The sequence below is a fragment of the Peribacillus muralis genome, assembly GCF_001645685.2.
Lineage (GTDB): Bacteria > Bacillota > Bacilli > Bacillales > DSM-1321 > Peribacillus > Peribacillus muralis_A.
This window is the reverse complement of the sequence record NZ_CP017080.1, coordinates 2,322,159-2,343,039: the sequence shown is the minus strand read 5'-3', so window position 1 is coordinate 2,343,039 and position 20,881 is coordinate 2,322,159. Positions and strand designations below refer to the sequence as shown.

The following is a 20,881-nucleotide window of genomic DNA, read 5'->3' as shown; positions in this document are numbered from 1 at the left end:
TTTTTCTCATTTAATTAAACATTGCTTATACGTTTTCCGTCACTCCTGTGAATTCTTTTAAGAAAGCTAGTATTTTTCGATAGACAGCCATTTCATTTTCTTTTTTTGAGAATCCATGCCCTTCATCTTCCAGAAGCATATACTCAACAGCTCTTCCTTTTTCTTTCAAGGCTTGGACGATTTGATCTGACTCCGCTTTGACGACACGCGGATCATTTGCCCCCTGTATGACAAGCATTGGCTTATTCATGGAATCCAAGTAAGTACTAGGTGAATACTCGATTAATTTCTCGCGATCTTTTTCCGGATTCCCTACCCACTGATCCATTACTGGCTTCCAATCTTCAGGCACGGAATCGATGAACGAAAATAGGTTGGATGGACCAAAAATATCGACTACTGCCTTAAAGTATTCGGCATGACGGCCATGTAACAGCAGGGCCATATATCCGCCAAAGCTTCCGCCCATAAGAAATATGTTTCCCTTTTGGGCATACCCTTGATCAATCAGCCAATCCAACCCGGCTACATTATCCAGTCGTGGCCCATGCCCCCAGTCTCCTTCCACCATTTTCATGAATTCCAAACCATATCCAGTCGATCCGCGAAAGTTCGGTGCAAAAATACTATATCCGTTGTTCAGGAAAAACTGAAAGGATGCTCTGAAAAATTTACGTTCTGCCGCTTGAGGACCGCCGTGGGGCCAGAAAATGACTTCACCGTTATCATTTTCCTTGTTTGCCCGAAAAAATAACGATTCGATCTCCAAGCCATCATAAGAAGGGTAGGTTATGATATCCGGCTCAACCATATCAGTCGCTTCTACACCAGGAACCGTATATGTAGTTAATGGTTCCCACTCATTCCCCGATTTTCTATAAATATTATGAGGCTTGGTTGCGCTCATGCCAGACAAGTAGAGAGCACCTGAGTTAGTCACCTCAAGTTTTTTTATGACACTGCACGGTGTGGGAATATTCCTCCAATTCCCATTTTGCAGATCATGCTCATATAAATGATCGACTACACCTTTCTCGCTCGCAACAAATAATAGCTGTAATTCCTCATTATATTTAAGGACGGTAAAGCTTTCACCTTCCAATTCCTTTATTTTCGTAAATTGTTTAGTTTCTAGATTGAAAGAGGCCAAATAAGTAAAATCCGAGTCATAATCCGTTAATAAGTATACAAGAGAATTCGAGACAAAAACACCATGGGTGACTGTATGTTGTTTCTCAGATGGAGGTGTAAGCAAAATATCCTTGCTACCATTCTTTGCATAGAGAAGGGAATATGTATTTGCATAGTGCTTGTGATAAAGATAGGTTTTTTCATCAGGGCTGAAACCAATGACATAGGTTGCCGCATCTACACCCTCGAGAATTTTTGTTTCCTGTCCTGACTCCATGTCTAAACAATAGGAATTCAGAAAGGAAGGGTTTCCTCTAGACGATGTGTAATAAAGCCTTTGGCTGTCATTCGATAATATCGGCATGAAATTTCGCGTGTTTTCATGATGGACAATCTCTTTCATCGCTCCGCCCCTCAATGGAATTCCATAAAACTGCGTGTTTTCATCCCCGTCATGATCAAAACCGGCAATGATGAACCGACCTTGCTTATCAAATAACAGCTCTTGGCAGCTTTGATCTATGGATGTAAGCGGATAGGGGAATGCGTTTGGCAAATCCATTCCCCATAAATTATACTTGCCGCTCAGATTCGTACTGAGAACCAGCTGTTTTTCATCCGGTCTGACGATAAAATCGCCAATGGAAAATGTTCGTAAAAACTGCTCAATATCAGGTTTTGGAAAAGTGATCATCTAATAACAACTCCTTGAATTTATAATATAATGAAAAATCTGTAATTAACTTTACTACACTTTGCCTATTTTATCCAGATGCAATCTCTTGAACTGCGAATGATTCTTTCTTGAGAATTTTCAATGATAGGAAATCTAATCTGCTACAATCAAAACATCCAGGTGTCTAGCTTCCCTTAAAAGATGAACAACAATTGACCCTCCCTTCATTTCTTGCCATCTGTTTCTTGCTGAATGCCCTATAATGATTTGGGTAGCTTTTTTGTCATGTAGTTGTTTCTTGATATTAATAACCACTGACCGTTTATTCCTGGTTATATCCATTATAAAATGGCCGCCCAATCGTTGTGTTAGGCTTACGAGTTTATCAAGTAGCCTCTCTTCATCAGTCCGCAGTTCTTTTTGATGTTTTACGAAAATAACATACCACTTAGCTTTAAGACGATAAGCTATGCGAAACCCCCTTCTAATTAGACGGTCTGAATCTGCTCTTAGCTTGACACTGACAAAAATCACTTCATCCTCCCTCCAAGGTCCTCTAACCCCTTCCTTCCGTTTCAAGGACTCTAATCTGTCATCCACTTCATCTGCCAATTCACGGAGGGCAAGCTCTCTCAAAGCTATAAGGTTTTGTGTCTTGAAGAAATGACCAAGGGACTGCTCCACTTTGTCCATGGTGTATATCTCCCCCTCTACCATCCTTTGCCTTAGCGCCTTTGGGGAGATATCGATCAACTCAAGTTCATCCGCTAGTCGGAGAGTGCTGTCAGGTACTGTTTCCCTAACGGAAACACCTGTAATTTGTTTAACACTATCATTCAAGCTTTCTATATGTTGAATATTCATTGTGGAAATCACTGAAATTCCGGAGTCCAAAATGGTCATTACATCTTGATATCTTTTTCGATTTTTAATACCCTGTACGTTCGTATGAGCCAATTCATCTATCAGGACCACTTCAGGATTTCGTATTAGAATGGCCTCAAGATCCATTTCCTCCAATAATACGTTTTTATATGGAATGGGCTTTTTAGGCACGATTTCTAAATTTCCCACCTGGGAGGCTGTTGCTTTTCGCCCATGCGTCTCCAGCAAACCAATCACTATATCGAGTCCATTTTCTTTTAAATGATTTGCCTCCCTAAGCATCGTATAGGTTTTTCCAACACCAGGAGCAGCGCCGATATAAATCTTAAAATTCCCCCTTTTCACCCCTTCGACTTTTTCGTGCAATTCATAAGGTGTGAGTCTGTGATATGGATTTACCCTATCTTTTTCCGTCTTGATAGCAGGGATGATTCTCTCACCAAACGGTTGAACCCTATCTGCTACAATAAATACATCCATGTTTTTCGATTTTTTCAATATTTTATTGATGATCGAACCGTTGAACATCTCCTCCCACGCTGACTTTTTTGATTGACCAAGGATAATTCGGGTTATTTGATGCTGCATGGAAAATCCGACTATTTCATCTGCTATTTCGTCTTCTTTCATTACTATCTCAAAAAACGTTCCCTTTAGTTTAGTGATCAGTTTTTGCATGGACCCTTTAAAAATTTGTTCTTCTTTTGAGAGTTTTCTTGTTTTTGAGATAAAGGTGGCTATTATGAACTCACCGCCCAAACGCTTGGCAATTTGATCTCCTCGTCTTATTAAGATTGAGCCATTCAAATGATATTGCACACAGACCAAGATTCGCTCCGAAGCACCTGACGGACCCAATAAACCTTCTTGTTCCCTTTGTTCAGTCAGATTCTCTTCCACTTCATCAGCTAAATACCGAAATGACAATTCCCTAAGAGTGGCTAGATTACCATTATTGTATAACTGTAAAAGCCCTTCGTCCTTTTTTTCGATTTCCCCTTTTTGCAGACGTGTTAATATGGCTTCAGGGGTAACGTCCAGAAGGCGTACTTCATCAGCATTTGTCAGTGTATCCTCTGGCACTGTAGCTTGTATGTGAAAGGGGAGTTTCAGTAATTGTTCCGCAATTTCCTTCACTCCTTTCAACTCATAAATATTTATTGTCGTTATAACACTGATTTGATTTTTCAATAATTCATGAACATCGTCCAACCTGGTCGGATTTTTTGCATGCCGATGATTCTCATGTGCTAATCGATCTACTAATACCACCTCTGGATTCCGCTTGTAAATCCCCTCCAAATCAAGGTCCTGCTCTACGTGTCCGTTTTGTTCCCATTCATGAGCAGGAATAATTTCGAGACTGCCTAATTGTTCAAGCGTCTTAGGACTGCATGGCTTGCTGACCATTCCGACAACCACGTCAATCCCTCGTTTTCTCAATTCATTTCCTTCAAGAAGCAAATGGTAAGTCGTCCCCGAACCGCTCACGGCTCCAAGTATAATTTTCATCCTTCCTCTTTTAATATTGGAAATCGACTCTAGAATTTCAGCCGGTGTTTTCCTCCGAAATTGTTCTGACATAATGCCACCACCTTATAGTTCTAGAAAAATCGGCGAGAAAATCGTTCTGCAGCGAATTCACTTTAATTGGTCCAATGCCATATTTAACTCCAGAACATTAATTCGAGGTTCCCCAAAAAGGCCCATCGATCGGCTGCGCGTATATTTTTCGACAAGAAGATATACTTTTTCAATAGTCAGTTCCCGCTCATGAGCAATTCGGGGAACCTGTACCTTGGCACTATCAGGAGAAATATTGGGATCAAGGCCAGAACCCGAGTTTGTCATTAAATCAGAAGGTATCTCTGTTTTATCGATAGTAGGATTTTCTTCTAAAAATTTAGAAATATCTTTTTTTGTCCGATCAATGAGCTCCTCATTTGAAGGAGAATAGTTGAGCGTACCTGAATTGGCTGCATCATATTCAATAGATGAAACACGTCCTTGAAAGTACCGCGGATCTTGAAAGGATTGGCCGATCATTTCCGAACCGATCATTTTTCCCGATTGATCCTTTATTAAACTGCCCTCCGCTTTTGCAGGCATTGTCAGCTGTGCCAGGCCTGTCATCAAAACCGGGTAAGCCACACCGCATATGAGAAGTAGCACAAAAACTAAACGCAAGTTTTTTAACATGGATTTACGCCCCCTACTTTATATGTTCAAACCACTTTTAACACGACAAGAAGTAAATCAATCACTTTTATTCCAATGAAAGGAACGAACACTCCCCCCACTCCATAAAGGGCCAAATTCCTCTTCAGCAATCTTGAAGCGCTCATGGGAACATATTTAACGCCTTTCATTGCCAATGGTATTAGCAATGGAATGATAATTGCGTTAAATAGTAAAGCTGATAATATGGCACTTTGTGGCGTTGCCAAACCCATGATGTTCAAGGCTTTCATTTGAGGGATCGCCAACATGAACATGGCGGGAATGATCGCGAAATATTTAGCTACATCATTCGCGATGCTAAAGGTTGTCAACGCCCCTCGGGTCATGAGCAACTGTTTCCCAATCGATACCACCTCAATGATCTTTGTGGGATCTGAATCCAAATCCACCATATTAGCAGCTTCCTTGGCCGCGTTCGTTCCTGTATTCATCGCCAGCCCAACATCTGCCTGTGCCAAAGCAGGAGCATCGTTTGTACCATCTCCAGTCATCGCAACCAGCTTGCCTTCCGCTTGCTCCCGCTTGATGACGGAGATTTTATCCTCCGGCTTAGCCTCTGCGATGAAATCATCGACACCTGCTTCTTTCGCTATGGTTGCAGCGGTTAGGGGGTTATCCCCCGTGCACATGATGCTTTTGATCCCCATTTTCCTTAATTCCTCAAAACGTTCCTTCATGCCTGGTTTCACTGTATCTTTCAAATGGATTGTTCCAAGTATGCGGTTTCCCTCTGTGACAACCAGTGGAGTGCCTCCCTTTTTAGCCACTTCATCACATGCATCTTTTAAACCGGCTGGAACCCTTCCCCCTTGATGTTCTATATATTTCATGATCGTATCAACTGCACCTTTCCGAAGTCTTTTCCCATCAGAAAAATCAGTTCCGCTCATTCTCGTTTCAGCTGAAAATTCAATCCCTACCGAACCGGCCTTATTCAGCGCATTTTCAGGCACCCCGATTTTTCTTGCGAATTCCACAACGGAACGACCCTCAGGGGTATCATCATATAAAGATGCGTATACGGCACATTGGGTAAGCTCCTCCTGACTTATACCGCTCGCTGGTATTAAGTCTGAGGCCATGCGGTTACCATGTGTTATCGTTCCCGTTTTATCAAGGATGATCGTATTGATGTCACCAGCGGCTTCCACCGATTTTCCCGACTTCGCAATGACATTAAATTGGGTTACCCTATCCATCCCCGCAATTCCTATCGCTGAAAGCAAGCCTCCTATCGTTGTCGGGATCAAGCAAACCAGTAAAGCTACCATTGTAGCGGTGGGCAAGGTAACGTCTACATATGAAGCAATTGGAACAAGTGTCGTACATACAAGCAAAAAGATAATCGTCAAGCTGACCAGAAGTGTACCCAGTGCGATTTCATTCGGTGTTTTTTGTCTTTTTGCTCCTTCAACCAAATGGATCATTCGATCAAGAAAGGATTCCCCAGGATCTGCACTGACTTTAATTTTGATAAAATCACTAATCACTTTTGTTCCACCTGTTACAGAACTGAAATCTCCGCCAGATTCTTTTATTACGGAAGCTGATTCACCTGTGATTGCCGATTCATCTATGGCAGCCACCCCTTCGATGATTTCCCCATCTGTTGGGATTAAATCGTTCGCCTCCACTAATACGATATCGCCTTTACGTAATTGAAAGGAATCGACGATTTTTATGGAACCATCTTTCTGGATCAACTTTGCTTTTGTATCCTGTTTTGTCTTTTTGAGGCTATTAGCTTGTGCTTTTCCGCGTCCCTCAGCAAGAGCTTCTGCAAAATTAGCGAAAATGATCGTTGCGAATAAAATGATGGTTACGGCAATGTTATACTCCCTGTTAGCAGATTCACCAAATACCCCAGGGTATATGGACAGAATTAAGGTGATGAAAAATCCCACTTCAACAACAAACATCACTGGATTGCGAGCCATGACTTTTGGATTCAATTTTTTGAATGCATCTTTACCTGCCTCATAAACAATGTTCTTATTTACATTTGCTATTCGCTCTTTACTCATTTGGAAGGCCCCTTTTCAACATTTATCTAATCGTAAGCCATTCAGCAATTGGCCCGAGTGCCATTACTGGAAAGAAAGTCAAAGCTCCAATAATTAATACCGTTACTAAAAGAATGATAAGGAAGATACCATTATCCGTTTTGAAAGTTCCGATACTCTCAGGAACAGGCTTCTTTACCCACAAGGACCCTGCAACGGCAATCATGGCGAACATGGAAAAATAACGTCCGAACAACATTACCAAACCAGTGGAAATATTCCAAAAAGGTGTATTGTCGCCTAATCCTTCAAAACCTGAACCATTATTTGCAGCGGAAGAGGTAAATTCATAAACCACTTGGGAAATTCCATGAAAACCAGGATTTGAAATAGCCGCCGATCCCATTTGCGTCGCTAAAGCGATGGCAGATGGAATTAATATGATCAATGGGTGCAGAAGAATGGTTAAAGCTATTAATTTCATTTCCGGCCCTTCGATCTTCCTCCCAAAAAACTCAGGTGTACGTCCCACCATAAGACCGGCAAGAAATACAGCCATTATTGAATACATGAGAATATTGATTGTCCCCACACCATCTCCGCCAAATACACAATTCAACATCATCATCGCCAGTGGAGCTATACTTCCAAGAGGAGTTAAGGTATCGTGCATATTATTGACGGACCCTGTTGTGGCAGCTGTAGTGATGGTGGTGAATAATGCACTCTGAGCCACGCCGAAACGAACCTCCTTCCCCTCCATACTCCCATATTCTTGGGAAAGGCCTATGTGCTCCAAAGCTGGATTACCATTTTTTTCATTAACATAAGTCATACCCAAGAATAGAAGCAGCATGAGTCCCATCGCAGAAAATAAGAGCCAGCCTTGCTTCTTATTTCCTGCCATATATCCAAACGTCAACGGAAGGGCCGCAGGTATAAGAAACATAGATAATATTTCCAACACATTCGTAAAGCCATTAGGATTTTCAAATGGATGTGCCGAGTTAACTCCAAAGAACCCTCCTCCGTTCGTACCTATGTGCTTAATAGATTCCAGCGCCGCTACAGGTCCCCGTGCAATATGTTGAGTCGCACCTTCTAATGTTTCAGCTACTGCAGTGGGGCCGAATGTTTGCGGTACCCCTTGAGACACAAGGATCAAACCAACCAAGATCGACAAGGGCAGCAGCACCCGGGTAATCGTACGGATTAAATCCACATAGAAGTTTCCTAAACTCCTCTGACCAGTCACCCCTCTAAAGAAGGCCATACATATTGAAAGACCTGTAGCAGGGGTGGTGAACATCAAGAATATGATGACTGCCATTTGAGATAAATATGACAGCCCCGATTCCCCGCTATAGTGCTGTAAATTGGTATTCGTAAGAAAACTTGCAGCGGTATTGAATGCAAGCAATGGATCCATGCCATCTACATTACTGGGGTTTCCTGGTAAATCCCCTTGGAAACGAAGGATCAAGTAAGAGAGGAAGAACATCACTAAATTACTCATTAACAGAGCCTTTGCATACTGCTTCCATTTCATTGGAGTTTCCTTTATGCCGGAAAGCTTGAAGATGGGTTTTTCCATCTTTCCAAAAAGATAATCTTGTTTCGTTATTTCAAGGGAATAAACACTCGTTAAATACTTTGCCAATGGCACGGCTAATATCACTGCAACTGCCAGTACCACAAATATTTGTAATAGATCCATTTGATATTCCTCCGATGGTCCCCATTAGTATTTTTCGGGATATATTAAAGCGTGTATTAAATACAGCGTAACGCCTCCGACGATGATCATTAACAACATTTCGCTACTCTCCCTCGTTTGCTATGACATGATTACAAAAATGAATGAATCCTAAAAAGAGAATGAACGGTATCCCCATTAGGAAAATCGCTATTACATCCATTCGCTTCACTCCCTTCCCAGCTTTTGTTTTGTTTCTTTCCTCGACCACCTCCTTCAGTCAACGGTAATCCTTGATTCCATGACTACGTTCATTGTCGTTTGGCTTAACACACCTTGCCTTGTTCTTTCTTGGTTAAAAGCATAAAAAAATAGACCAATGGTTACTTTCCTCCATATGTTGCAGCACTTCACAAACCAAACTTTTTCCTATGCATCAAGTTCTTTGACGCTAAAAAAAAGAATGATATGCAGACGCAAACATTTAGATGGAGAAAAAGTAATCATTGGTCTACTTAACGCCCAGCAAGCCATAGCACTTACTTTGCGATCCGCCTTCCATGAAACCTTTTCAAATATAGGCACAATAAAAAGACCTACGGAAATGTCAGGTTGCCAATTTGCTTTGACACAACAAAAAAGCCTCCCGAAATCAAGGTGGTCTTATGACCTCCTTCGCTTTAGCCGACGAAGTTAGCTGACGGGTAGGATGGCGAAAGAGTATCTCATCCCTTCTGCAAATGCAGAATTAACCCCCAAAATAGTGGGTCCTCCGTTCTCAATCACTTGAGATTTGGCCGATATCAAATTGTATTTCTTGACGTTATTGTACGCCCCTCATCAAAGGTTTGTAAACTCATATAATTCTCGAAATACTTACATATCCGTTCATTTCAGGCCATATTTAACCAATTTAAGTAGAAAATAGCTTTATTTCTTTAAATTACTCACTATTTCGCTTTTTTAAAAAGTTTTACATTCTATTATTGACAAAAACTCAAACATGGCATTATGATAAACCCCATAAATTGGTCATATAATTGGAGGCATTATGATAAATACCAAAAAAAGACTTGAAGCGGAAATAAGTGAAGCATTCATTAAATTCCAACGCGAATTGATAGGAAGAGGGCCTCAGGAAACTAAAACGTATATTATAAACGATATGTTGATAACCCGTTTCAAGGGCGTTTTGACTGTAGAGGAAAAACACCTTGTAAATCACAATTCCGGCAAAAAACTTGTTAAGAAAATGCGTTCACTTCTTCGTGAAATGTACACAAAGGATTACGAAAAAATTGTTGAAGACCATACAGGATGTAAGGTTCTTTCATCTCATAGTGACATAAGCACAAAGACAGGTGAAAGAATTGAAGTCTTCATTATGGATAAGGATTTAGAACGTCTTTTCGAAACGACCAAGTAGAAATTCATTACGTTACGATTTTACTAAAAAATAGGAAAAAGATTATTTCAGTAGAACTTCCTATAAAGAAAGCAACAATGTGCCGCACCAAAAAATCATGCAGAAGTCCAAGTTTTTCATCTTCAATAAGAGATAGTTTTTCTAATATGAACAACTGTAGTACATGAATCTAGTAATTTAGAAGACTCGTATCAATGCTTCTCACATCACAATAAATTGAATCATAATTACCATAATAAAAAGTATATCAAAATATCTAAAACGTGTGAAAACAGATGTTGAGGATGAGACATGAAGAAAAGAATCGGTTTTTCAATGTATCGGGGAAGATAAAGAAATGGAAGGTCAAGGGTCTTATCATCCGTCAGTGAGTTATCTGAAACCTTGTTCACCTATAAAAAACCTGAGGCACCGTGCTCTCAGGTTTTTTTGAAATTCAATCAATATATCTCCTTGCCCCGGCATATTCCTCACCGTATCCTGATGTTTTTATCTCATCTATCCTTACATGTGTAGAGGTGTTCGGCGAGTGGATCATTTTCCCGAAGCCAATATACATTCCAACATGGTGGACCTTCCCTTTCCCATTATCATAGGCAAAAAATAGTAAGTCACCTGGTTGGAGGTTATCCCGTTCTACCTTCCTTCCAAATTGCGCTTGAATGGAAGAATCCCTTGGAATCGTAATTCCATTGGCATGATACATCGAATAGGTAAAGCCCGAGCAATCAAAGCCAAACCCCGACATACCGGCCCAGAGATAAGGTAGTCCTAAAAATTCCTTACCGGATTGTACGATGTCCTCACCTGTAGGGTAGGGTATTTGACTTTCACCTTTATGGATGGAAACGTCTTTCTTGTTCATCCATTTCACTCCATCGCCTGGTGTCATCACCTTTACTTTATCCTTTTTCACTTGTAAAAGCGGAAGGCGGGTATCGAAGCTGACTTGCATGAATTTCGAATGATGCTTCGAATCTTTGTATAACCAAGCCTTTGGGGCTTTTACTAGGGCAAGTCCTCGATTATACTGCTTCTCGAATGTTCTCCCCAGCTTTAATTGTTTTTTGGGCATCCACCCTGGATATCCTGCCTCATTACGGGGTGTGGGCTGATTGGCAACAGCTACCTTTACCCATTCACCACTTTCTTCAATAATTGTGACTTTTGAGCCGTACAAGGCAGAAGCACCTCCTATTCCCCGTCAGCATATATGGACGCACTGCAATCAGGAAATCTTATTCAAATTGTTCATTTCCGTCTCTTTTATATTGATTTGCTTAGTCGATGAACTTACGATGATCGTTATTATCATATTAATGAATAAGGCTATGACACCTGTACTAATATCATTGATTACGTGTGGGACATCAGGCAAGAAGGTCGCAACCTTCACATCGTCAATCGTCGCATACAATACGATCAATACACCTGACAGTATCCCTGCCATCGCTCCATATTTATTGATGATATTGTTTTTTGGTAAACTGCAAAACAAGGCAGGTGCTAGCTGGGTTATGAGGCTATATGACATGATATTCAGGATGGCGAGCGCTTCACCGCCTGTAATCGTTACAATTAAAGCAATGATCGAGATAGCTATGATGATCATTCTTGAGACAACTAATTGCTGCTTTTCAGATGCAGCAGGGACCAGCACTTTGAAAAAACCATTTGTCAGACCAACCGAGGCAGCCATTAGCATGACTGAGGCTGGGACAAGTGCTGTCAATAATCCTGCTGCTCCAATCAGCCCTATCACCCATGGATCGAAGGTTTGAATCGCCAATCTTAACAGGGAAAGGTCTCCGTCGGCACCCTGCAGTCCAGGGATTTCCATGATGGCGGCAAAACCAATGAAAAAGACGAAAAGCAGCAATAGTGTATAAAGTGGTAAAGCGATGGCATTTTTCCTAAGTGTTCGCTCTCCATTCGATGATAAAACGACCATGAAGGTTTGAGGCAAAAGATAAAATCCAAGTGCATTCAGCAAAACGGTAGACACAAACCAGGATTGACTCAAACCTTGATCTGCCAACACCAACATATCCGGTTTAGCGGACTGTACCGACTCGAACATGGGCTGAATGCCTCCGAAGTAATGAAAAGGAATGTAAATCCCTAAAAAAATCACGACCACCAAAATCATGAAATCTTTAAGGATAGCGGTCCATGCTGAGCCATGAATGCCTGAAATCATGACATATGTCGTTACAACGATGGCGCCGATCACACTGGCCGCAACCGGGGTGATGGCTCCATAAGAAGCTTCTGAAACAATGATGCCTAACCCTTTAAGCTGAATGACAATATACGGGACGAGTGCTATGCTCCCCAGTACCGCCACGATCATCCCCATTGACCGGCTTTGGAATTTAGAGGCAAAATACTCAGGCTGGGAGATGATTGAATGTTGTTTTGAATATCTCCAGATTTTAGGGACGAGCCAATATGAGAGGACGTAGGCCAAGAAGATATAGGCAGGTACATAATAAGCCGCAGCCCCTTTGGAGTAAGCCCACCCGCTTCCGCCCAGGAATGTGAAGGTTGTATAAATTTCACCTGCTATCAACAAAAAAATGAAGAAGGTTCCAAAGCCCCTGCCTCCCACGGCAAATTGCTCCATATCCATATCCTTCCCTTTTCTAGCCTTGATCCCCAAATATAGAGCTAAAAACAAGAAGATGGAAATGATGAGTAACGATATGTTCAATCGAGGTCACTCCCTTCATTATCGGGATCGAATTTATAGACAATCATTAAAATCACTGATGCCATGACCATCCAAAATGCGACCCAAAATAACAAGAAAGGCATTCCCAATATGTATGGCTCCACTTTATTTGCAAAGGGCAATAATCCTAGGAATCCTATAAAAGGAACAAAAAGCAATAGTTTGATAGCATTCAAATCGTACCCTCCCTGTAATTCGTTTTCTGCCATGGATGAACCGCCATCAGCATAGGCGATTACCAAAAACTGATGGCAGGCAAGCATTAATGTCAGTCAAAGTCTTTAGTTTGAGCCACCATCTTATCTGGCTTGAAGCTTAAGGACCGTTTCCAAAAGGACATTGACTCCTTTTTCACAATCCTCCCAAGCAGTAAGCTCTTCTTCACAATGACTTTTTCCATTGATACTTGGAACGAAAACCATGGCTGTCGGGATATAACTAGCTATAAACTGTGCATCATGTCCGGCTCCGCTAACCATCCTTTTATAGGGCATACCTAATGAAAGGGTCGATTGTTCCAGCAAATCACATATTGATTCGTCGAACCAAACCGTATTCCTGTCCCATAATTTCTTCACCTGGATGTCGCAGTCACTTTCCGAGCCATTTGTGGCAAAACCTGCAATGATTTCCTCAACCTGTTTGATGACTTTCGAATCCTTATGCCTCGCTTCCAATGAAAACACCACTTTATTCGGAATGACCGTATGGATATTAGGGAATACATTGACCCTTCCCATCGTGAATACCAGCTCGTCATGAAGCCTCGCTAACTTTTGCCTAGCCTCCATGATCAAGCTATTGGCAGTGAAGAAAGCATCTTTTCTCATATCCATCGGTGTGGTTCCGGCATGATCGGACTCCCCTATGACTTCTATCTCATAGCACACCATCCCCAGGACACATTCCACGACTCCAATTTTTAAAGATTCCCGCTCAAGGATGGGGCCCTGTTCTATATGCAACTCTAAAAATGCAGTCGCTTCCTTTAAACGAACCGCTTCATCCCCTGCATAACCAATTGCATGCAAAGCGCTCTCGAAGGTAGTTCCTTCACTATCCACCTTTTGCAGCATCAGCGACTTTTCGAATTTACCTGAAAGAACGCCCGATGACATCATGGAGGGTTCGAACCGGGCTCCTTCTTCATTTGTGAAGTTGACGATCATTATCGGGATTTTAGGCTGGATACCATTCTCCACCAAAGTCCGAACAACCTCCAGGCCTGCAGCTACGCCCAGGATCCCATCAAACCGCCCGCCTTTTTTAACGGTATCCATATGTGATCCCATCACAATAGGCGGTCTGTTTTCAAGGCCTGCCAAGGTAGCGTAAATATTCCCCATATCATCTACTTGAATGGTCATCCCCAATTCCTTGCAGCATGAGCAAAAATAATCACGGACTTGCCGATCCTCATCCGAAAGAGATAAACGTGTAACTCCGTTGTTGGTTGTGCGTCCGAAATCGGCAAACCTTTCAAGTGAATGACTCAGCCTATCTCCATTAATTAATACCTTTTGTTTTTTCATAGCGAATATCCCCCTTCATGATTTACATGCTCGATCATTCAAACGCGCGCATTTACAAAATCGAAAGTGAAGGTCTTAGATGTAAATACTTTTTCCCTCTTCATCTTATTTCCACCAAAGCTTCGCTATGATATAGGATCTCTCCATTCAAAATCGTCGTTTCCACTTTTAAATCCTTTATTTCATTGAGCTTGACCTTCAAGATGCTATCATTAAGAATGACTAAGTCGGCCAGCTTCCCTACCTCTATACTGCCTTTGATAGCTTCATCGAAACTGGCAAAGGCACCATTCCACGTATATAATCTAATCGCTTCCTTTACCCCAATGGATTGTGCCGTGCCTATGTTCGCACCAGACCTGCTTCTTCTATTGACTGCTACGTGTATGCCCAGTAAAGGATTATGATCCGTAACGGGAGCATCGGAGCCAGCAGCAGCAAGTATGCCTTTATCGATATAATCACGGGCGGCGTACATATGGTTCACCCTCTCGCCATAATGTTCGATATATATATCACCAAATTCAAAAGGGAATGGCGGGTTGGGGATTGGGATGATGCCAAGTTGCTTCATCCTCTGCTGCAAATCAGGTGTTGATATTCCTGCATGCTCAATCCGATGTCTGTGGTCCTTTCTTGGAGATTCCTTCAAGGCCCTTTCCACACAATTAATATACATTTCGATCGCTTTGTCACCTTGGGCATGCACGGTGATTTGATAGCCTTTATCATGTGCTTCACCCAGTACCCGATACATTTCATCTTCCGTATAATATAGAATGCCAAAATTGTCGGGATCACTGGAATAAGGTTCCCGCGTAGCTATGGTCGGGCCGGTGCTGCTGCCATCCGTAAACAATTTTGCCGGACCGATTTTGAATCTATCGTCACCCGTTCCCGTCACGACTCCTGCAGCCACCATTTTTTTGACGAATTCATGGGATTGATTCAATGAACCGACCATTGCATATATGCGGAGACGGATGTCGTTTTGTTTAACCGCTTGCTGCATGATCCGGAAACTATCGGGTCCATGTGCACCAGCTTCGTGAATGCTGGTTATGCCTGCAGCTATCAAATGCTCCGAAGCAATTTTCACTGCCTCCAAGAGTTCCTTTTCCGTATAACCTGCCATGTCAGTCATTAACATATGTGCCGTTTCGATGAGTTTGCCAGTGATCCGGCCAGCCTCATCCTTTTCAATGATTCCTCCAGTCGGATTCACCGTTTCTTCACCAATACCTGCTAACTGTAAAGCCTTCCGGTTCACCACACTTATATGGCTGCATGTGCGGGTTATCATGATTGGATGGTCAACTGATATGGCATCCAACTCAGCCATCGTAGGGTATCGTTTTTCTTTCACCGCTGTTTCATTGTATCCCCAGGCACGGATCCATTCCCCTTTTGCGACTGTTAGTGCTTTCTTCTTCAAATCCTCTAACAGGTCAGCGACGGATTCGATATGTTCAGCTTTACAGCTTACTGCCAACTGATTGACACCGTACAATATAAGGTGTATATGCGAATCTATGAACCCTGGAAGTAACGATTTCCCTCGCAAATCAATTACTTTCGTTTCTTCTCCGATAAAAGCCTCCATTTCCTGATTCGTTCCGACCGCCGAGATAAGATTTCCTTTCACTGCCACGGCCTCGACTACTGAATTTTCCCGATCGACCGTAATGACCTCTCCGTTCCTGAACACCATATCAGCTATCAAGATCCCACCCCTTTCATTAATATTCTCTCATGCCCGTTTTTTCACCTGCCCCCTCACTTGTCCGAATATTCTGTTTCCTGTAGCTTCATTCTATCTATTCTACTTTGGGAAATCATTAGACAAATAGTTAATTTTTTTATCGTTTTTTTATACCTTTCATCTACTAATGTCATATCTTCTTTTAAAATTCTCTGCCACATTCCATAGGTGGCAATTGAATAATAAAAAGGGGACATAAGCGCAAATGTGCTTATGTCCACCGAAAATCCACTTTTAGTGCTTCGCGCTTCCTTGCAGCCTGCCAATTATGCCTATAGTCAAATAGCGTTTATCGGCATTAAAATCCCACGGCCAATATCGAAGCGATAACTTACTTTTATCGACTTCTTCCATAAAGGCTTTTAGGCCAATCAAAGCGGCTCCGTAGCCGACGTTGGCTGCCAAGGCAAAAATGGCATTGATTCCTTCTTTGATGGTATCGCCATACTCAGGCTCGATCTTCAAAATATCCGACCAGGTAAGATAAAATCCATTTTGCTTGATACATTTGGACAGGGAGTGAGTCAACGTACGTACGATCTCGTCCCTTACATCCAAGAATCCCTCTTTTATCTGTTCCATATTGCTTCCCTGATAGTTGGCTCCATGTTCAGTAAGCAACTCCAATGCCCAGTTATAAAAAAGCTGGGTGTAGATCGCAGAAGTCGCTACGATGTCAAATTCATTATAATACTTAGCGAAAAGATCTTCAGAAAGCAGGCTTAACCGAGTTTCGGCATCCTTTACATACCGAAGGACCTCCCCTGCCTTTTCCCCTCGATTCAGCATCGAGGAAAGATTTTCTTCAAAACCGATTGTATCAAGACCCGTAACATTGATTTTCACAAGCTCGATTTTTTTTCGTGTAAGCTCCGGCAAGTCCTTTATACCCTTTTCCATACTATCTTGATCTATATCAAATAAATGAATCGATTGGCATCTAGCTGCAAGATATTCCAGATCCAGATCATCGCAATTGCCAGCACCGACGATCGCCACTTTTTGTACCATCGGTTCCTTTGAAAAAACGGCTTCAAATAACTGTGTAACTTGGAGCCGGTGCTGTTTCCACTCTATCTTTCTGCACTCATCTCGATCATGATTCAATTCCCTTTGAAATGTTTCCAAATAAATCGCTCCCTTTACGGTACGTTCAATTAAAATATTGTATCAAAGTATCCCGTTAATGTGGTAATGCAAAGTGAGCCAGAGTTAATCTAAAAATCACGCTGATTTTTTAAAGAAGAAAAAAATTTTTTTCATCAAAAATCAACAAGAAAAGTAGAACGATATCCTTCCTATTCATATAACAAAATAAACACCATTTAATGAACAACTTGTGAAAATCTTTCATTCCCACCTTTTAACCTCTATTCCGTGAACAGTTCAACATTCTCATTTCATATTTTTTTGCACATTTTAATAGAGAAAAAATAGAGGAACCAATAAATTAAGCGATCAAAAGAGCATCAAACCTTTATTCATACAGATTGGGAAGTTGTTCACATACTGCTTCGGTCTTAACACCTATGCTTCTGCCCATTTGTCCATTTCTTACTTTTCGTAATGACTATATCTCCGTTACATACCTTGCTTTTAATTAAAGAAAAATTCTCAAAAATCATTATTCCGGCAAAGTGAAATGAGCGGAAAAATCACTTTTTTTTATTATTTTTACTATATTTAAATAAAATTTGAAAATACTTCCATGTTTTCTCCGAGACATTGCATCAATTCCTGAATAAATGCTGTCATTACTTTTTGTAAAAAGACTCTGAAAATTTCCAATTTGGAATAAAATAAAACAATCATCCTAGAAGTTCCAAACTCTTCATAATTAGGATTTCACCTTGTTTTGTCCAGTTTTCACCTTAAATTCCCATGCCCTCCGTAATCTGAAAATAGGGATTTCAACCTAAGGATGTCGCCCTTTTCCCAATCGTATAAATATTCAAAAAAATGTCGAGTTGAGTCATCGATCCTTTTACCCTTATACTAGGGGAGAAAACTGAAAGGGGAGAGTCACTCATGAAAAAAGAAATCTCAATAATTGGAGTTCCAATGGATCTTGGCCAGACAAGAAGAGGAGTAGATATGGGCCCTAGTGCCATTAGATATGCAGGATTAAGCGAAAGACTTGAAAACATCGGCTATACTGTTCGTGACGAAGGGGATATAAGAGTAGAAATACAAGAAAGAGCACATAGTGATTCAGACACAAATTTAAAGAACCTGCAGGATGTGGCAGAAGGCAATGAAAAACTGAGCCAAAAAGTGGCTGAAGTCATCCAATCGAATCGCTTTCCTTTAGTATTGGGTGGAGATCACAGCATTGCCATTGGCACATTAGCCGGTTTAGCTAAACATTCCGAAAACTTAGGGGTCATTTGGTATGACGCACATGGCGATTTAAACACAGCGGAAACCTCCCCATCGGGAAATATACACGGAATGTCGTTGGCAGTAAGTTTAGGCCTTGGCCACCCTGCCCTTACTAACATTGGCGGTTACTCCCCGAAAGTCAAGCCGGAAAATATCGTCATCATTGGTGCCCGTTCCTTGGACCAAGGGGAAAAAGAGTTAATTAGGGAAAAAGGGATTAAGGTTTATACCATGCATGAGATTGATAGAATGGGCATGACAAGAGTGATGGAAGAATCGATTAGCTACCTGAAGGAACGTACGGATCATGTACATTTATCTCTAGATCTTGATGGACTTGATCCAGATGATGCACCTGGAGTGGGAACACCTGTAATGGGGGGAATCAGCTACCGCGAGAGCCACCTAGCGATGGAAATGCTGGCTGAAGCTACCATCATCACATCTGCCGAATTTGTAGAGATCAACCCGATTCTGGACGAGCATAATAAAACGGCTGAAGTGGCAGTTGCTTTAATTGGTTCACTGCTTGGCGAAAAATTGTTATATGGAGCAGAGGATCACTTTATCACAGCTGATTTATTGGCAGATGTTAAATAAGGGCAATTAACGCAGGACAATCGATAGGTATATAGTAAGCATTCATTCATGGATTCTCCATTGAAAAAAGCCCATGCTTCGTACGGATGCTTGATGGATGAGCATAGAAGGATCAAATTTTACATCCTTGATTTCCTGACGCTTGGCTTCCTTTTCTTTATTGATCGGCACTATCGATATCATTTCTGCACATCGTTCACAGTACCCGGAATGCAGAAGTGATCTCTTATCCGAGGGAATTCAACAGCAACTTAGATTCAAACGCAAGCTATTATACATGTGCATGGAAAAACACATATTCCCCAATACCGTTCTAACATAAATGAAACCGTTTGCACCCATCAGGTAAAGGAGTTTTTCAATGAAAACAGCAGAAAATCAACCAAATGAATTAAAACGGAGCATGAAAGCAAGACATTTATTTATGATTTCAATTGGAGGATGCATCGGTACTGGCTTTTTCCTTGGATCAGGCTACACCATCCATGAAGCAGGCGCGCTTGGTGCGATCCTCTCGTACATAGTCGGCGGTTTGATCATGTATTTAACGATGCTGTGTCTAGGTGAACTATCCGTTGCAATGCCCGTCGCCGGTTCGTTTCAAACATACTCGACCAAATTCATCGGTCCTGGAACCGGTTTTGCCATAGGATGGCTATACTGGCTAGGTTGGGCCGTTACCGTTGCCTTGGAATTTTTGGCAGCAGGACAGCTTATGCAAAGGTGGTTTCCCGGATCACCCGTGTGGATATGGTGTGCAATATTCGCCTTGCTCATCTTCATGCTCAACGCTTTATCGGCAAAAGCCTTTGGAGAATCGGAGTTTGTTTTTTCAAGCATAAAGGTATTGGCGATCATTCTGTTTATCGGTGTTGGTGGTGCAGCCATGTTTGGCCTTATTGATATGAAGGGCGGACAAGAAGCGCCGTTTTTCTCGAATTTTTTCAATGAAGGTCTCTTCCCGAACGGTCTTTCCGCCCTGCTTATCACGATGATTACCGTGAACTTTTCCTTCCAGGGCACAGAGTTGATCGGAATCGCTGCTGGAGAAAGTGAAAATCCTGAAAAGGTCATACCTAAATCCATTAAACAAACGGTTTGGAGAACCCTTTTCTTCTTCGTACTTTCCGTTTCAGTACTCTCTGCGCTGATTCCAAGGGAAAAGGCTGGAATCGTTGAAAGCCCTTTCGTTGTTGTACTGGATAGCATAGGCGTTCCCTATGCGGCTGACATCATGAACTTCATCATTCTAATCGCACTATTGTCGGTCGCGAACTCCGGTCTTTATGCAGCGACACGTATGCTGTACTCGCTATCAAGGGAAGGTATGGCCAGTCCGAAGCTCGGTATGGTGAATAAAAGGGGCGTTCCTCTCAATGCCTTACTTATCACCCTTGCCATTGCTGGATTATCTTTACTTTCCAGCGTAATCGCTGCAAAAACGGTTTTTGTTTTTCTTCTCTCGCTGGCAGGGCTTGGGGCGCAAATTGGCTGGATTGCCATTGCCGCGTGCCTGCTCGCTTTCAGAAGGGCTTATGTCCGCCAAGGCGGCAAGGCAGAAGACCTCAAATTCAGAGTCCCGCTATACCCGTACATTCCGATCCTTGCTTTAATTACAAACTGCATCGTCATGATCAGTTTGGCATTTGTTCCAGAGCAGCGAATGGCCCTTTATTGCGGCGGGGCGTTCTTCATCGGTTGCTATGCGGTGTATCACTTTAAGGTGAAAAAATCCAAGAAAGCGAATGCGCCTCAACAAGAAGTGCAATTGACCGAAGGTAAAAAAATGGTCATTTAACATCATTCTTTCATT

Annotated in this window: 15 protein-coding genes and 1 riboswitch; of the genes, 3 read left to right on the top strand and 12 right to left on the bottom strand. The window is 41.9% G+C overall.

The window, feature by feature from the left end; genetic code table 11:
• Positions 1-25 precede the first annotated feature (25 nt).
• From ABE28_RS11390 to kdpA, 5 genes are all read right to left on the bottom strand, one after another.
• Complete coding sequence (locus ABE28_RS11390) at positions 26-1,825, bottom strand: S9 family peptidase (protein WP_064465100.1); 1,800 nt, start codon at positions 1,823-1,825, stop codon at positions 26-28.
• A 135-nt stretch (positions 1,826-1,960) separates the two neighbouring features.
• The gene (locus tag ABE28_RS11385; RefSeq protein WP_064465101.1) at positions 1,961-4,276 is read right to left on the bottom strand and encodes a universal stress protein; all 2,316 of its coding nucleotides are present in this window, start codon (positions 4,274-4,276) and stop codon (positions 1,961-1,963) included.
• 57 nt (positions 4,277-4,333) lie between these two features.
• The gene (kdpC, locus tag ABE28_RS11380; RefSeq protein WP_064465102.1) at positions 4,334-4,891 is read right to left on the bottom strand and encodes a potassium-transporting ATPase subunit KdpC; all 558 of its coding nucleotides are present in this window, start codon (positions 4,889-4,891) and stop codon (positions 4,334-4,336) included.
• A 26-nt stretch (positions 4,892-4,917) separates the two neighbouring features.
• Positions 4,918-6,957, bottom strand: coding sequence for a potassium-transporting ATPase subunit KdpB (gene kdpB, locus ABE28_RS11375; protein ID WP_064465103.1), 2,040 nt, complete (start codon positions 6,955-6,957; stop codon positions 4,918-4,920).
• 22 nt (positions 6,958-6,979) lie between these two features.
• Complete coding sequence (kdpA, locus tag ABE28_RS11370) at positions 6,980-8,653, bottom strand: potassium-transporting ATPase subunit KdpA (protein ID WP_064465104.1); 1,674 nt, start codon at positions 8,651-8,653, stop codon at positions 6,980-6,982.
• A 646-nt stretch (positions 8,654-9,299) separates the two neighbouring features.
• A riboswitch (cyclic di-AMP (ydaO/yuaA leader) is annotated at positions 9,300-9,441 on the bottom strand.
• Between the two features lie 242 nt (positions 9,442-9,683).
• Here kdpA and ABE28_RS11365 point away from each other — a divergent pair.
• Positions 9,684-10,058: a Na-translocating system protein MpsC family protein gene (locus ABE28_RS11365; protein WP_180319988.1), complete on the top strand. Its 375-nt coding sequence runs from the start codon at positions 9,684-9,686 to the stop codon at positions 10,056-10,058.
• 436 nt (positions 10,059-10,494) lie between these two features.
• On the opposite strand, the gene ABE28_RS11360 is transcribed toward ABE28_RS11365, so the two are convergent.
• The 6 genes from ABE28_RS11360 to ABE28_RS11330 all read right to left on the bottom strand — a co-directional run bounded on the left by ABE28_RS11360 (position 10,495) and on the right by ABE28_RS11330 (position 17,214).
• The gene (locus ABE28_RS11360; RefSeq protein ID WP_064465106.1) at positions 10,495-11,238 is read right to left on the bottom strand and encodes a C40 family peptidase; all 744 of its coding nucleotides are present in this window, start codon (positions 11,236-11,238) and stop codon (positions 10,495-10,497) included.
• A 48-nt stretch (positions 11,239-11,286) separates the two neighbouring features.
• A complete protein-coding gene (locus ABE28_RS11355; RefSeq protein ID WP_064465107.1) occupies positions 11,287-12,771 on the bottom strand; it encodes a sodium:solute symporter family protein in 1,485 nt (494 codons plus the stop codon).
• Entirely contained in the window at positions 12,768-12,968 is a 201-nt protein-coding gene (locus ABE28_RS11350) for a DUF3311 domain-containing protein (RefSeq protein WP_156775746.1), read from the bottom strand. The genes ABE28_RS11355 and ABE28_RS11350 overlap by 4 nt, the downstream gene beginning before the upstream one ends.
• Before the next feature lie 123 nt (positions 12,969-13,091).
• On the bottom strand, positions 13,092-14,324 hold the full coding sequence (locus tag ABE28_RS11345) for a Zn-dependent hydrolase (RefSeq protein ID WP_064465108.1): 1,233 nt from the start codon (positions 14,322-14,324) through the stop codon (positions 13,092-13,094).
• Positions 14,325-14,424: 100 nt separating this feature from the next.
• On the bottom strand, positions 14,425-16,047 hold the full coding sequence (locus ABE28_RS11340; RefSeq protein ID WP_064465109.1) for an amidohydrolase: 1,623 nt from the start codon (positions 16,045-16,047) through the stop codon (positions 14,425-14,427).
• A gap of 273 nt (positions 16,048-16,320) precedes the next feature.
• A complete protein-coding gene (locus ABE28_RS11330; RefSeq protein WP_064465111.1) occupies positions 16,321-17,214 on the bottom strand; it encodes a hypothetical protein in 894 nt (297 codons plus the stop codon).
• 900 nt (positions 17,215-18,114) lie between these two features.
• On the opposite strand from ABE28_RS11330, the gene rocF reads away from it, so the two are divergent.
• Complete coding sequence (gene rocF / locus ABE28_RS11325; RefSeq protein ID WP_064465112.1) at positions 18,115-19,068, top strand: arginase; 954 nt, start codon at positions 18,115-18,117, stop codon at positions 19,066-19,068.
• A 42-nt stretch (positions 19,069-19,110) separates the two neighbouring features.
• Here rocF and ABE28_RS25030 read toward each other — a convergent pair whose 3' ends face one another.
• Positions 19,111-19,251, bottom strand: coding sequence for a hypothetical protein (locus ABE28_RS25030; RefSeq protein WP_156775745.1), 141 nt, complete (start codon positions 19,249-19,251; stop codon positions 19,111-19,113).
• Positions 19,252-19,429: 178 nt separating this feature from the next.
• Between ABE28_RS25030 and ABE28_RS11320 the strand changes: the two genes are divergently transcribed.
• Positions 19,430-20,866 (top strand): amino acid permease, encoded by a 1,437-nt coding sequence (locus tag ABE28_RS11320; protein WP_064465113.1) that lies wholly within the window; start codon positions 19,430-19,432, stop codon positions 20,864-20,866.
• Positions 20,867-20,881 lie beyond the last annotated feature (15 nt).